Source organism: Methylobacterium tardum, assembly GCF_023546765.1.
Lineage (GTDB): Bacteria > Pseudomonadota > Alphaproteobacteria > Rhizobiales > Beijerinckiaceae > Methylobacterium > Methylobacterium tardum.
The window spans coordinates 382,396-395,325 of record NZ_CP097484.1; the positions used below are offsets into that span (position 1 = coordinate 382,396).

The 12,930-nt window shown below is 70.6% G+C and carries 9 protein-coding genes and 3 pseudogenes; 8 read left to right on the forward strand and 4 right to left on the reverse strand.

The genetic code is table 11. The annotated features are described in order from the left end of the window. The first annotated feature begins 7 nt into the window (after positions 1 to 7). Together M6G65_RS01875 and M6G65_RS01880 are read left to right on the forward strand one after the other, a co-directional pair. A complete protein-coding gene (locus tag M6G65_RS01875; protein ID WP_238198186.1) occupies positions 8 to 253 on the forward strand; it encodes a hypothetical protein in 246 nt (81 codons plus the stop codon). A 4-nt stretch (positions 254 to 257) separates the two neighbouring features. After that, a complete protein-coding gene (locus tag M6G65_RS01880) occupies positions 258 to 638 on the forward strand; it encodes a hypothetical protein (RefSeq protein ID WP_238198184.1) in 381 nt (126 codons plus the stop codon). A 9-nt stretch (positions 639 to 647) separates the two neighbouring features. Here M6G65_RS01880 and M6G65_RS01885 read toward each other — a convergent pair whose 3' ends face one another. Then, positions 648 to 932 (reverse strand): DUF6894 family protein, encoded by a 285-nt coding sequence (locus M6G65_RS01885; RefSeq protein ID WP_238198182.1) that lies wholly within the window; start codon positions 930 to 932, stop codon positions 648 to 650. Between the two features lie 499 nt (positions 933 to 1,431). Between M6G65_RS01885 and M6G65_RS01890 the strand changes: the two genes are divergently transcribed. Then, complete coding sequence (locus tag M6G65_RS01890) at positions 1,432 to 1,599, forward strand: DUF6894 family protein (RefSeq protein ID WP_238198180.1); 168 nt, start codon at positions 1,432 to 1,434, stop codon at positions 1,597 to 1,599. Here M6G65_RS01890 and M6G65_RS01895 read toward each other — a convergent pair. Further along, a complete protein-coding gene (locus M6G65_RS01895; protein ID WP_238198178.1) occupies positions 1,581 to 2,300 on the reverse strand; it encodes a Crp/Fnr family transcriptional regulator in 720 nt (239 codons plus the stop codon). The genes M6G65_RS01890 and M6G65_RS01895 overlap by 19 nt on opposite strands. A 426-nt stretch (positions 2,301 to 2,726) precedes the next feature. Here M6G65_RS01895 and rpoN point away from each other — a divergent pair, with 426 nt between their 5' ends. From rpoN to M6G65_RS01915, 4 genes and pseudogenes are all read left to right on the forward strand, one after another. After that, positions 2,727 to 4,301: an RNA polymerase factor sigma-54 gene (gene rpoN / locus M6G65_RS01900; protein ID WP_250103494.1), complete on the forward strand. Its 1,575-nt coding sequence runs from the start codon at positions 2,727 to 2,729 to the stop codon at positions 4,299 to 4,301. A 96-nt stretch (positions 4,302 to 4,397) separates the two neighbouring features. Beyond that, on the forward strand, positions 4,398 to 5,777 hold the full coding sequence (glmU, locus tag M6G65_RS01905; protein ID WP_238198174.1) for a bifunctional UDP-N-acetylglucosamine diphosphorylase/glucosamine-1-phosphate N-acetyltransferase GlmU: 1,380 nt from the start codon (positions 4,398 to 4,400) through the stop codon (positions 5,775 to 5,777). Between the two features lie 155 nt (positions 5,778 to 5,932). Beyond that, positions 5,933 to 7,757, forward strand: a pseudogene (gene glmS / locus M6G65_RS01910) (glutamine--fructose-6-phosphate transaminase (isomerizing)). Positions 7,758 to 7,926: 169 nt separating this feature from the next. Further along, positions 7,927 to 9,084: a M20 family metallopeptidase gene (locus tag M6G65_RS01915; RefSeq protein WP_238199729.1), complete on the forward strand. Its 1,158-nt coding sequence runs from the start codon at positions 7,927 to 7,929 to the stop codon at positions 9,082 to 9,084. Here M6G65_RS01915 and M6G65_RS01920 read toward each other — a convergent pair. Then, positions 9,081 to 10,211 (reverse strand): serine hydrolase domain-containing protein, encoded by a 1,131-nt coding sequence (locus M6G65_RS01920; protein WP_238199727.1) that lies wholly within the window; start codon positions 10,209 to 10,211, stop codon positions 9,081 to 9,083. The two genes, M6G65_RS01915 and M6G65_RS01920, sit on opposite strands and share 4 nt — an antisense overlap. 191 nt (positions 10,212 to 10,402) lie before the next feature. On the opposite strand from M6G65_RS01920, the pseudogene M6G65_RS01925 reads away from it, so the two are divergent. After that, positions 10,403 to 12,000: pseudogene (locus tag M6G65_RS01925) on the forward strand (ABC transporter substrate-binding protein). Positions 12,001 to 12,036: 36 nt separating this feature from the next. Here M6G65_RS01925 and M6G65_RS01930 read toward each other — a convergent pair. Beyond that, a pseudogene (locus tag M6G65_RS01930) lies at positions 12,037 to 12,824 on the reverse strand (SDR family NAD(P)-dependent oxidoreductase). Between the last annotated feature and the right edge of the window lie 106 nt (positions 12,825 to 12,930).

Sequence of the window (12,930 nt, forward strand, 5' to 3'; positions counted from 1 at the left end):
GCCCGTCATGAACGGCGAACGACCGCCCGACCCGCACTCGCCCGACCCGCACTTGCCCGAGACGCTCACGCGCCTGCTCCGGGCGCCCAAGAGCGCCATTTGGCCGACGCCGGAGGATCGAAACCGGCTGCGCCTCGGCCGTCAAAAGCCGCGCCAGCCGAGCCACGCGATCCTGGGTGTCTGGCTCTGGGCGATCCTCTACAACCTCATCGGCTTCGCGATTCTCGCGGCGCTGTGGTGGACGATGCGCTGATCCGATGATCCGATACGGCTTCACCCCGGCAAGAATGCCGGTCCGCGCCCTCGCGGTGCTGCTGGCGCTGGCGACGGCCTCCGCCTGGGCTGTCGAGCCCCGTCCCGGCGACGCGCTCGATGCGGATGACGGGACCGGAGCCGTGAAGGTCTGCTCGCCGGTGGCGATGCCGCGCTGGCGGTCGATGACGCCGGTGCCCAAGACCTGGACGTTCCTCGACTGCATGGGCTTCTCGGGCGAGATGGGCGCGACCGATTTCCAGCTCGGCTGCCTGTTCGCCAACGTGACGCCCTACGCGCAGAAATACGCCTGGGGGCCGCTGGTGAAGATCGAGAAGGCGGCCCTGGCGAAACCGCAGCCGCCGGTGCCGAATTGCGGCTGGTAGCCTGCCGGATCAGTCGATTGCGGGCTGCCACTCCAGATCGAGGGCGAGGCGGGCACGGAAGACGACGGTGCCGGCCTCGTCCCGAACCTGGGCCTCCAGCTGCAGACCGGCGGCGCCGCCGGGCGGCGGAAGCTTCGGCTTGCCGCGGAGCAGGTCGTGCGCGGCCTCGACCAGAGCTTCCGCCGCCGAGCGGCAGGCTTCCTGCCGCTCGGCGAAATCCAGCCCCTCCTCGTCGCGGGACACGTCCTGGCCTTCGATGAAGTCGGTGAAGTAGCGCACGGCGCGGAGCCTCACGGGCAAACACGGAGCGTGATCCGCCCCCCATCCCCTGTCGCTAACCTGTGTGTGGGTCGAACCACACCGGCCCCGAGCCGCAGGACCGGCTGTTCACCCAGGCACGGGTGCCTCTCCAGCGGACACAAGGTGACGGGAATCCTCCGGCAGCCGCTCGCGACTGTCGGAAAGTACACACTCCCTAGGAGAAAGCTGGCCCTGCATCAAGGCGGCCGCGCCGCCATTCCGAGCGCGGGCGCGGCGCAGCCCTGCTTCCAGGCTTGCACGAAGGTCCAATGGAAGGGGCCGCCGCGGGGAACTAGGCCTGCGGCATTTCGCGGCGAGCGCCGCCTTCGGTCGCTGGCGGCACGATCGCTCAGCAGGAAGGTCCTGAAAGTCAGGATGCCGGGACGGCGCGGCGGCCGATCCCGAATGAGGATCATGGAGGGAAGACCTGCCCCGCTTCTACCTGAACGTTCGTCGGCACGGCACGCTGATCCAAGACGAGGAAGGCGACGAGTTGCCCGACGGGGCCGCCGCCCAGGCGCTCGCCCGCGAGATCGTCGGCGAAATGCGGCGCCTGCCTCACATCTACGGCGCGCCGCGCCGTTGGCGGGCCGACACGTTCGTGATCACCGACGAGGGCGGTGCTGTCGTGGCGGAGGTGCCCTACGCCAGCGTTCCGTGAGGCGCCCTGAGCGGCCCGATCAGGCGCTCGTACTCGGCCTCCGCGGGACCGTACGTGTTGCCGGCCGCCTGCTCCAGCCGCGCGCGGCTCAGCACACGGATGCGCCCGCGCCGGGCCCGGATCAGCCCGGCCCCTTCCAGCGTGTGGATCGCCACCGTGACAGTGGGGCGGCGGACACCGAGCATGATCGATAGAAACTCGTGCGTGACCGACAGATCGTCCCCGTCCTGGCGATCGTGGTACATCAGCAACCAGCGCGCGAGCCGCTCCTCAGCCGGCGTGCCGGCATTGGCGATGGCGGTCTGGGCGACCTGCACCAGGAAGGTCTGCACGTAGCGCAGCAGCAGATCGCGCAGTGACCGGCTGGCCTCGGCGGCCGCGCGCAGGGCCGCGACGGGAATACGTTGCCCGCGGCCCGCGACCTGCATGAAGATCTGGTGGGGAATCGTATCGACACCCAGGATCAGCGTCGGCACCGCCATGCCGTCACGGCCGAACAATCCGACCTCGACGCGTCCGCCCTCCGCCAGGCCCGAAACCACCGAGCACAGGCCGGTCTCGATGAAGATGGCATGCGCAATGACTTTGGCCGGTTCCACCAGAACCATCCCGAGGGGCAGTTCGATAGGTTCGAGATGCGGCGCGAGCAGCGCGTTGTCCGCCTCGGAGAGGGACGCCAGCAAGCTGTTCTGATGAGCCATCGCCGTGAGGTGCGCAGAAGCAGCCGAAAACGCGCCGACACAGTTTGGTGAGACGAAGCGTCACGGCGAGACTGCTCGGATCACCGCACGAACGCGAGCGGATATTGCACGTTATGCAGGGAGCGTCCGCTATCAGACAAACCAGAGATCTCGGAAGAACGGGCAACACACGAGAATCGGCCCCGATGCGGAATGCAAAGCTTCCTTAAAGACCGATCCTCAGATTGGCCCAGGCAGCCGTGCCGATGTGGCTGCTTTGCTACGTGCGCCGCGCGGCCTGCACTTGCCAACACCCGAGTACGTCGCCGCGCTTTGACGTGCGCTCTCCATCGGTCTACACACGGCGCAGCAAGACAAGCAAGAACCATGCCGTGAGCACCGCCGCTCGGGCTGGTGAACCGCGCTGGAAGGGCATCGGGGCCTCGCATGAGTTTGGTGCAACGGCTGGAAGTGCGTCAGGGCCAGGCCCTGGTGATGACGCCGCAGCTCCTGCAAGCGATCAAGCTCCTGCAACTGTCGCAGCTCGATCTTGCCTCGTATGTCGAGGCCGAGCTGGAGCGGAACCCGCTCCTCGAGCGTGCCGAGCCCGAGCTGTCGGGCGCAGGCGACGCCTCGGAATCCGGCTCTCACCAAGACGAGTCGCATGCCGACGGCTTCGAGGCGCCGGAGCCCGATTCCTGGCTCTCCACTGAGCTGAATGCGAGCCGCGGCGAGATCGAGGGCGACTTCGACACGCGGCTCGACAACGTCTTTCCCGACGAGGCGCCGGTCCAGGCGCGCGAGGCGGGCGGCGGCGACATGCTCTCGCTGACACCGCCGCCCTACGGCAGCGCCGGCGGCAGCTTCGACGCCGAAGCGCCGGATTTCGAGGCCAGTCTCACGGCCGAGACGTCGCTGCGCGACCACCTCGCGAGCCAGCTCGAGCTGGCGACACGCGATCCCGCCGAGCGCCTGATCGGCGGCTTCCTGATCGACGCCGTCGATGAGGCCGGCTACCTGCGCGAGGGCATCGACGGCGTGGCCGAGCGTCTCGGGGCCGACCCGGCTCTGGTGACGCGCGTGCTGTCCCTCGTGCAGACCTTCGACCCGCCCGGAATCGCGGCTCGGGATCTCGCGGAATGCCTCGCGATCCAGCTGCGCGAGCGCGACCGGTTCGATCCGGCCATGCAGGCCCTGGTCTCCCGTCTCGATCTCGTGGCCAAGCGCGATTTCGCGGCCCTGCGCCGTCTGTGCGGCGTCGGCGACGAGGATCTCGCCGACATGCTGGGCGAGATCCGCCGCCTCGACCCCAAGCCGGGACGGGCCTTCGGGTCGAGCGCGGTCGAGGTGCTGGTGCCCGACGTGTTCGTGCGCGCCGCCCCCGACGGGTCCTGGCTGGTCGAGCTCAACGGCGAGGCCCTGCCGCGGGTGCTGGTGAACCAGAGCTACTATGCCCGGGTCGTGCGCGGCGCCTCGGCGGAGGGCGACAAGGCCTTCCTGTCGGAGGCCCTGCAGAACGCCAACTGGCTGACCCGCTCCCTGGAGCAGCGCGCCCGCACCATCCTCAAGGTCGCCACCGAGATCGTGCGCCAGCAGGACGGATTCTTCGTCCACGGCGTCACGCATCTGCGCCCGCTCAACCTGAAGACGGTGGCGGAAGCGATCGGCATGCACGAATCGACGGTGTCGCGCGTCACCTCCAACAAGGCGATCGGCACGAGCCGCGGCACCCTGGAGATGAAATACTTCTTCACCGCGGCGATCCCCGGTGCGGCCGGCATGGCGGCGCATTCCTCGGAGGCCGTGCGCCACCGCATCAAGCAGCTCGTCGACGGCGAGACGCCGGCCGACGTGCTCTCCGACGATGCGCTGGTGCAGAAGTTGCGCAGCGAGGGCGTCGACATCGCCCGGCGCACCGTGGCGAAGTACCGGGAATCGCTGCGGATCCCGAGCTCGATCGAGCGCCGCCGCGAGCATTTCGCCCACGGATCCGCCCACCACGCCGCCCTGGCCCTGCGCTGAGCGAAAGCTTGGCGCCGCGCTGAGCCAACGGCCGGGCTTGCGCGAAACCGCCGTCCGGCCCATCCGTGGCGCCGAATGACGACGCCTGGACCTGCCATGACCGCGACCGGAACACCGTCCCGCAGCCTCACCGCCATCGTGCTGGCGGCCGGGAAGGGCACGCGCATGCGCTCGGACCTGCCGAAGGTGCTGCATCGGATCGCGGGCCGCAGCATGCTCGGCCACGTGCTGGCCGCCGTGCAGGCGGCGGGCGCCGGCCGGATCGCCGTGGTGGCCGAGCCCGGCCGCGACGACGTCGCCGCCGAGATCGCCCGGCAGGCTCCCGGCGCGCAGGTCTTTCCGCAGGCCGAGCGGCTGGGCACTGCCCACGCGGTGCTGGCGGCGCGGGACGTGCTCGCCGATCCGGACGACGACGTGGTCATCGCCTTCGGCGACACGCCTTTGATCACCGCCGAGACGTTCCTGAGGCTGCGGGCACCGCTGGCCGATGGCGCGGCGGTCGCGGTGCTGGCCTTCGAGACCGCGACTCCCACCGGTTACGGGCGGGTGCTGACCGAAGGCAGCCGAGTCCTGGCGATCCGCGAGGAGAAGGATGCCAGCGCGGCCGAGCGGGCCGTGACGCTCTGCAATGCCGGGTTGATGGCACTGTCGGGCCCCCACGCCCTGGCGCTGCTCACCCGCATCGGCAACGACAACGCCGCCGGCGAGTACTACCTACCCGACGCCGTGGCGCTCGCGGTCGCCGACGGGCTCGCGGTCACCGTCGTGCCGGTGGACGAGGCGGAGGCGCAAGGCGTCAATGACCGGGCGCAGCTCAGCGTCGCGGAGGCCGCGATCCAGGACCGGCTGCGCCGCAGCGCCATGCTCGGCGGCGCCACCCTGATCGCACCCGAGACGGTCTTCCTCAGCCACGACACCGTGCTCGGACGCGACGTCATCGTGGAGCCGAACGTGGTCTTCGGGCCGGGGGTGCGCGTCGGGGACGGCTGCACCGTGCGGGCCTTCGCGCATCTGACAGATACGCGACTCGAGGCGGACGTCGGGATCGGACCGTTCGTGCGGCTGCGCGGCCACGCCGTGCTGGAGACCGGCGCCGAGCTCGGCAATTTCGTCGAGCTGAAGAACGCCCATATGGGCGCAGGCGCCAAGGCCGCGCACCTCACCTATCTCGGCGACGCCGAGATCGGCGCGAAGGCCAATGTCGGGGCCGGCACGATCACCTGCAATTACGACGGCGTGCTCAAGCACCGGACCACCATCGGCGCGAACGCCTTCATCGGCTCGAACTCGGCCCTCGTGGCGCCGGTCACGGTGGGGGAGGGGGCCTATATCGGCTCGGGTTCGGTGATCACCGACGACGTTCCGGCGGACGCCATGGCGGTCGCGCGCGGCCGGCAGGCGACGAAGCCCGGCTGGGCCAGGGAGAAGCGCGCCGCCCTGCAGGCCGAGAAGGCACGGCGCGGCAAAAGCTCCTGATTCGGGGCCGCGGAAGTCCCGAGCGGGGCCGGGACTCGCTCTGCGCCGCCCCCATCCGGTACAACTCACGCTTGGCGCCGCGCTGAGCGGGGCAGCCCGAGCGCCGCGCGGCACGATTGCGCGGCGCTCCGGGCGCGAGAGCGAGAGACACAACCATGTGCGGCATCGTCGGCATCGTCGGGCGCGACGCGGTGGCGGGGCAGGTGATCGAGGCCCTGCGCCGGCTCGAATACCGCGGCTACGACTCCGCCGGGCTGGCCACCCTCGAGCACGGCCGGCTGGCACGCCGCCGCGCCGCCGGCAAGCTCGCCAACCTCGAGGCCAAGCTCGCGCAGGAGCCGCTCACCGGCACGATCGGCATCGGCCACACCCGCTGGGCCACTCACGGCCGGCCCAACGAGACCAACGCCCACCCCCACGCCACACGGCACCTCGCGGTCGTGCACAACGGCATCATCGAGAACTTCCGCGCGCTGAAGCAGGAGCTCGAGGCCGACGGCGTCGTGTTCGAGACCGAGACCGACACCGAGGTCGTCGCCCAGCTCGTCAGCCGCGCCATCGACCAGGGCCTCGGGCCGGTGGCGGCGGTCGAAGCCGCCCTGCCGCGGCTGCGCGGCGCCTTCGCGCTCGCCTTCCTGTTCGCCGGTGAGGACAACCTGCTGATCGGCGCCCGCCACGGCGCGCCGCTGGCGATCGGCTTCGGCGCGGGCGCGATGTATCTCGGCTCCGACGCCCTGGCGCTGGCCCCCTTCACCGACGCGATCACCTATCTCGACGAGGGCGACTGGGCGATCCTCGCCCGCGACGGCGCCGAGATCCGCGACGCGTCCGGGGCGGTCGTTCAGCGCCCGCGCCAGACGATCGCCACCCAGGCCTACCGGATCGACAAGGGCGCGTATCGCCACTTCATGGCCAAGGAGATCCACGAGCAGCCCGAGGTGGTCGGCCGGACGCTGGCCCACTACGTCGACCTGGCCAACAGCCGGGTGGTGCTGCCCGAAGCGCTGCCGTTCGACTTCGCGAAGCTCAGCCGGGTGTACATCACCGCCTGCGGCACGGCGTACTATGCCGGTCTGGTGGCGCGCTACTGGTTCGAGCAGCTGGCGCGGCTGCCGGTGGAGATCGACGTGGCCTCCGAGGCGCGCTACCGCGAGGCGCCGCTAGCGGGACGGGCTGACGCTGGTGATCTCGCAATCGGGCGAGACCGCCGACACGCTGGCCTCGCTGCGCTACGCCAGGAGCCAGGGCCAGCACACGCTGAGCGTGGTCAACGTGCCGAGCTCGACGATCGCGCGGGAATCGTCGGTGGTGATGCCGACGCTGGCGGGTCCGGAGATCGGGGTGGCCTCGGCGAAGGCGTTCTCGTGCCAGCTCACCGTTCTGTTGTGCCTGGCGATCGCGGCGGGGCGGGCGCGGGGCACGCTGGACGCGTCGGGCGAGGCGCGGCTGGTTGAGGCGCTGATCCGGGTGCCGGGTCTGATGGCGGAGGCGCTGGCCCACGAGGGCGCGATCGCCGGTCTGGCGCGCGAGGTCGCGCAGGCGCGGGACGTTCTGTATCTGGGCCGGGGCACGAGCTACCCGATGGCGCTGGAGGGTGCGCTGAAGCTGAAGGAGATCAGCTACATCCACGCGGAGGGCTACGCGGCGGGCGAGCTGAAGCACGGTCCGATCGCGCTGATCGACGCGAGCGTGCCGGTGATCGTGATCGCGCCGCACGACGGGGTGTTCGAGAAGACGGTGTCGAACATGCAGGAGGTGGCCGCGCGCGGCGGGCGGATCGTGCTGATCGGGGACGCGCAGGGCGCGGCGGCGCACGGTCTGGAGACGCTGGCGACGGTGACGATGCCGGCGCTGGAGCCGAGCGTGGCGCCGATCGTGTACGCGGTGCCGATCCAGCTGCTGGCCTACCACACCGCCGTGATCATGGGCAAAGACGTCGACCAGCCCAGAAACCTCGCCAAATCCGTCACCGTGGAATAGGCGCGCCTTTTTTCATGCGGGGTCACGGCGCAACGGCGCCGTCCTTGCGAGCGGAGCGAAGCCATCCAGGGCAGCGCGACCTCCGCAAGCGGAGCGCCTCTGGGTTGCTTCGCTCCGCGCGCAAAGACCTTCGAGCCCGTTATCCGACGCGCTCCATTCGAGGATCCCCATGACCGCACCTGACGCCGACGCCCTCGGCTGGCTGGACACGCAGGAGGACGCCATGCTGGCCCTCCTCGAGAGGCTGGTGAACATCGATTCCGGCTCCTACGACAAGCCGGGCGTCGACGCGGTCGGCGCCCGCATCGCTGAGTTCCTGGCCGGTCACGGCATCCCGGTCACGACGGTCCCGGTGGAGGGCTACGGCGACGCGCTGAAGGCCCATGTCGCCGGGTCCGGCGGCGGCAACCGACCGGTCGTGCTGATGGGCCATCGCGACACGGTCTTCCCGAAGGGCGAGGTGGCCCATCGGCCGTTCCGGATCGCGGACGGCCGCGCCTACGGGCCGGGCGTCGCCGACATGAAGGCGGGCCTCGTGATGAACGCCTTCGTGCTCGCGGCCTTCCACCGGGCCGGCGCGCCGGTGCCGCTCGTCGGCCTGTTCACCAGCGACGAGGAGATCGGCTCGCCGGCCTGCCGGCCGATCATCGAGGAGACCGCGCGCGGCGCCCGGGCGGTGCTGAATTCCGAGCCCGGCCGCCCCACCGGGAACGTCGTCACGGGCCGCAAGGGCGGCGTGTTCATGGTCCTCGAGGTTCGCGGCAAGGCTGCCCATTCCGGCGGCAACTATGCCGACGGGCGCAGCGCCATCCTGGAACTCGCGCACAAGACCGTTGCCTTCCACGCGATCACCGATCTGGAGCGCGGTACGACGGTGAATGTCGGGCTGATCGCGGGCGGGCAGTCGGTGAACACCGTGGCCCCGCGGGCGACCTGCGAGATCGACCTGCGCTACGTGACCCCGCCGGATCGGGCGGCGGCCATGGACCGGATCGCCGCGATCGTGGCGGAATCAACCGTGCCCGACACCACCGCGCACCTGACCATCAAGGGCGAGTTCCTGCCGCTGGTGCAGGACGAGGCCTCGCGCGCGCTGTTCGAGACCTACGCGCGGGTCAGTGCCCGGCAGGGCACGCCGGTCGCGGGCGAGTTCGCCGGCGGCTGCGCCGATTCCGGCTTCACCGCCAGCGTCGGCTGTCCGACGCTCTGCGCCGTGGGACCGGTCGGCGGGAAAGCGCACTCGCCGGAGGAGTATCTGGAGGTCGCGACGCTCGTGCCCCGGGCGCGCGCGATGGCCGAGACCATCGCGGCACTGGCGCAGGCCTAATCCCGCAGCGCCGCCACGAGGCGGAGCAGGAAGCCGTCGAGAGCGGCCTTGTCGATCCAGCGCAGGACCGCGACGAGGTCGCGGTCCGGATCGCACCAGATGACGTTGTTGCCGGCCCCGAGGGCACTGAAGGCCGAGGCGGGCAGGTGCGGCTTCGCCGCCGCGCCGCGGTTCAGCCACCAGAGATAGCCGTAGCTGTCGAGGGTCGGCGAGGGGGTCAGCATGGCGCGGATCCAGCCCTCCGACAGGATCCGGCGCCCGTTCCAGTCGCCGCCGCGGGCGATGAGAAGCCCGAACCGGGCATGGTCGTCGGCGCCGATGAACAGGCCGCCGCCCCAGTGGCCGCCGCCTGGCACGGACTGAACCCGGGCGCCGTCGATCTCGACCCAGGCATTGTCGTAGCCATGCCACGCCCAGTCCTGCGAGGCGCCGATCGGGTCCATGATCCGCGTGCGCAGCACCTCCGGCAGGGCGCGGCCGAAGCGGCGCATCAGGCAGTAGGACAGCAGGTTCACCCGCACGTCGTTGTACTCGTAATGCGTGCCCGGCGGGCGCAAGGGCCGCTTCTCGCCCTTGCGGCTGTTGTCGGCCCCCGGGCCGATCTGGCGATGATGGTCCACCTGGTCGGACTTGCCGAACAGGGTGCCTTCCCACTCGCTCGATTGCTGCAGCAGGTGGCGCCACGTGATCGCGCCGTTCTGCGGTCCGTCGAGCAGCGGATCCGGCACGCTGTCGCGGACGGGCGCGTCCACGTCGGGGATCAGCCCGTCATCGTGGGCGAGACCGGCCAGGACGGCCAGATAGCTCTTGGCGATCGAGAAGGTCATGTCCGGCCGGCGCGTGTCGCCCCAGGCGGCGACGCGCCGGCCGCCCTTGAGGATCACGCCGGCGGGCCCGCCGCGCGGGCTTACCGGACCGGCGATGTCGCTCCACGGCCCGCGCTCGTTCCACTCCACGATCCCGACATAGCGACCGTCGGGATAGTACAGGCTGCGCGGCCAAGCGCTCTCGTTGGCCTCGGCGTAAACGACCACCTCCGCGAGACGCCCGGCGTCGAATCCGGCCGCGCCGGGATCCGCGTCCTCCCAGGATCCCGTCGGCCAATACGGCTGCATCGCCTCGGTCACACGCGCTCTCCTCTCGATCTCGGGGGTTAATCCCGCAGTATTCTGAATGCAGGGTCTGCGCCGCGGGCATGGGGAGGGGCGTGTCTCTTGCAGCCTGGCAGCATCACCACGTCCGCACCTTGTCCGGAATGCCGCGACCGCTCCGGCCCGGACATTCCTGCGGCGCGGGCCCGCGTCCGGAGTTCGAGACCATGCTGCGACGTTCCTTTCTCCGCGGTGCCGCCGCGGCCGGAACCCTGCCGTTCCTGCCGGCGCGCCCGGCGCTCGCCCAGAATGCACGGGCCAGCGTCCTGCGCTACGTGCCGCAATCCGATCTCACGATCGCCGATCCGGTCACGACCACCGCCTACATCACCCGCCACCACGCGCTGATGGTGTTCGACCAACTCTACGGCCTCGACGCGCAGCTGAAGCCGCAACCGCAGATGGTCGAGGGGCACAATGTCGAGGCGGACGGCACGCTCTGGACCTTCCGTCTTCGCGACGGTCTGACATTCCACGACGGCGAGCCGGTCCGGGGCCGCGACTGCATCGCGTCGATCCGGCGCTGGGCGCAGCGCGACAGCCTCGGCCAGGCGCTGATGGCCCGCACCGACGCCATGAGCGCGCCGGACGACCGCAGCTTCGTCATCCGCCTGAACCGGCCCTACGGGCTGATGCTGGAGACGCTGGCCAAGCTCGGGCCACCCGTTCTGGTGATCATGCCCGAGCGCCGGCCGCCACGGACCCGGCGCAGCAGATCCCCGAGGTGATCGGATCCGGCCCGTTCCGGTTCAACACCAAGGAGCGGCTGGTCGGCGCCCGGGTCGTCTACGATCGCAATCCGGATTACCGGCCGCGCGAGAGCGGCACGGTCTCCTGGGCCGCCGGGCCGAAGCGGGTGCATTTCGAGCGGGTCGAGTGGCAGGTCATGCCCGATCCCGGCACCGCCGCGGCCGCGCTGCAGAACGGCGAGGTCGATTGGTGGGAGAACCCGATCAACGATCTGCTGCCGTCCCTGCAGGGCAACCCGCAGATCGTGACGCAGCTCGCCGGGCGCCTCGGCAATCTCGGCACCGCCGTGATGAACCACCTCTATCCGCCCTTCGACAAGCCCGCGGTCCGCCGCGTGATCCTCGAAGCCCTGACGCAGGAGGATTTCATGGCCGCCGCGGCGGGCGACGACGAGAAGCTCCGGCGCACCGGCGTCGGGATCTTCACGCCCGGAACGTCAATGGCCAGCGATGCCGGCCTCGACATCCTGACGCGCAAGCGCGACCTCGCGCGCGCGAAGAAGGACCTGATCGCCGCCGGCTACAAGGGCGAGCGCGTCGTGCTGATGTCGGCCAGCGACAACCCCGTGCTCGGCGCCCTGGGCGAGGTGATGCACGACCTGCTCCAGCGCCTCGGGATGAACGTGCAGTACGTCGTCTCCGACTGGGGCACGCTGGTGACTCGCCGGGCCAGCAAGGCGCCGCCGGACCAGGGCGGGTGGAACATCTTCAGCACCACTTGGGTGGGCCTCGACATGACCAACCCGGTCGGCGAGCAGGTGCTGCGGTGCGGCGGCCAGAAGGGCTTCTTCGGCTGGCCGGATATCCCCGAGATCGAGACGCTGCGGGAAGCCTGGATCGAGGCGCCGGACGAGGCCGGGCGGCAGAGGATCGCCCGCGACCTGCAGGCCGCGGCTATGGTCCAGGTGCCGTACCTGCCGCTCGGCCAGTACTTCTACCGGACCGCGTACCGGCGCGAGATCCGCGACATCGTCCAGGACCAGTTCGTGTTCTGGAACGCGCGCCGCGAAGCTTGAGCCCGGCCCGGGCAGCCCGAGCCGGGATCGCGGCGATCAGGCCGCGTTGCGGTAGCGCTCCGCCGGACGGGTCTGGCCGAGATTCGGGATCATCGCGGCCCGCGCCGCGTCGAAGCTGCGCCACTGGCCGTCATCGGGCAGCGGCGGGATGGTCACGGTCTCGCGGCGGTCGAACCCGACCAGGGCGGCGTCGACCAGATCGCCCGTCTCCATAACGGCCGGAAGGGCGTTCACGTCGATGCCGCTGCGGCCCCAGATCTCGGTCCGCGTCGCGGCGGGCAGCACCGCCTGGACGTAGACGCCCTTCGACCCGACCTCGAGGTGGAGCGCCGGCTGAGGTACTGCACGTAGGCCTTGGTCGCGCCGTAGACCGCCATGCCGAATTCGGGGACGAAGCCGACCACCGAGCCGATGTTGATGATGGCGCCGGTCCCGGCGGCGACGAAGCGCGGCGCGACCGCGCCGGCGAGCCGGGTGAGGGCCGTGACGTTGAGCCCGATGAGGGCGGCGGTCTGATCCGGGCTCTGCTCGGCGAAGTGCCCGGAGAGCGCCGCGCCCGCATTGTTCACCAGCACGCCGATCCGGGCGTCCTCGCGCAGGCGCGCCTCGACGCGGACGAGATCCTCCGTCCGGGTCAGATCCGCCTGAACGACGTCGACGGTCACGCCGGCCTCGCGGCGCAGGCGCTCGGCGAGGCCGTTCAGCCGTTCGCCGTCGCGGGCGACGAGGACGAGGTCGTGGCCGCGATGGGCGAAGCGGTCGGCGTAGACGGCGCCGATCCCCGACGAGGCGCCCGTAACGAGAACGGCTGGCTTGCTGGACATGGTCGATCTCCGATCCTTGAACATGATGATCATCATGTATGAGAAACATGACGCCCATCATGATTGGAAGCAAGCGGGCTGGGGCTCTTACGGGTGAGGTTCCGCA

Excerpts from the sequence above, each read along its gene's own strand:
- M6G65_RS01880 (WP_238198184.1), top strand. The coding sequence starts at position 258 with ATGATCCGATACGGCTTCACCCCGGCAAGAATGCCGGTCCGCGCCCTC.
- M6G65_RS01915 (WP_238199729.1), top strand. The coding sequence starts at position 7,927 with ATGACCGCACCTGACGCCGACGCCCTCGGCTGGCTGGACACGCAGGAG.
- M6G65_RS01875 (WP_238198186.1), top strand. The coding sequence starts at position 8 with ATGAACGGCGAACGACCGCCCGACCCGCACTCGCCCGACCCGCACTTG.
- glmU (WP_238198174.1), top strand. The coding sequence starts at position 4,398 with ATGACCGCGACCGGAACACCGTCCCGCAGCCTCACCGCCATCGTGCTG.
- rpoN (WP_250103494.1), top strand. The coding sequence starts at position 2,727 with ATGAGTTTGGTGCAACGGCTGGAAGTGCGTCAGGGCCAGGCCCTGGTG.
- M6G65_RS01895 (WP_238198178.1), bottom strand. The coding sequence starts at position 2,300 with ATGGCTCATCAGAACAGCTTGCTGGCGTCCCTCTCCGAGGCGGACAAC.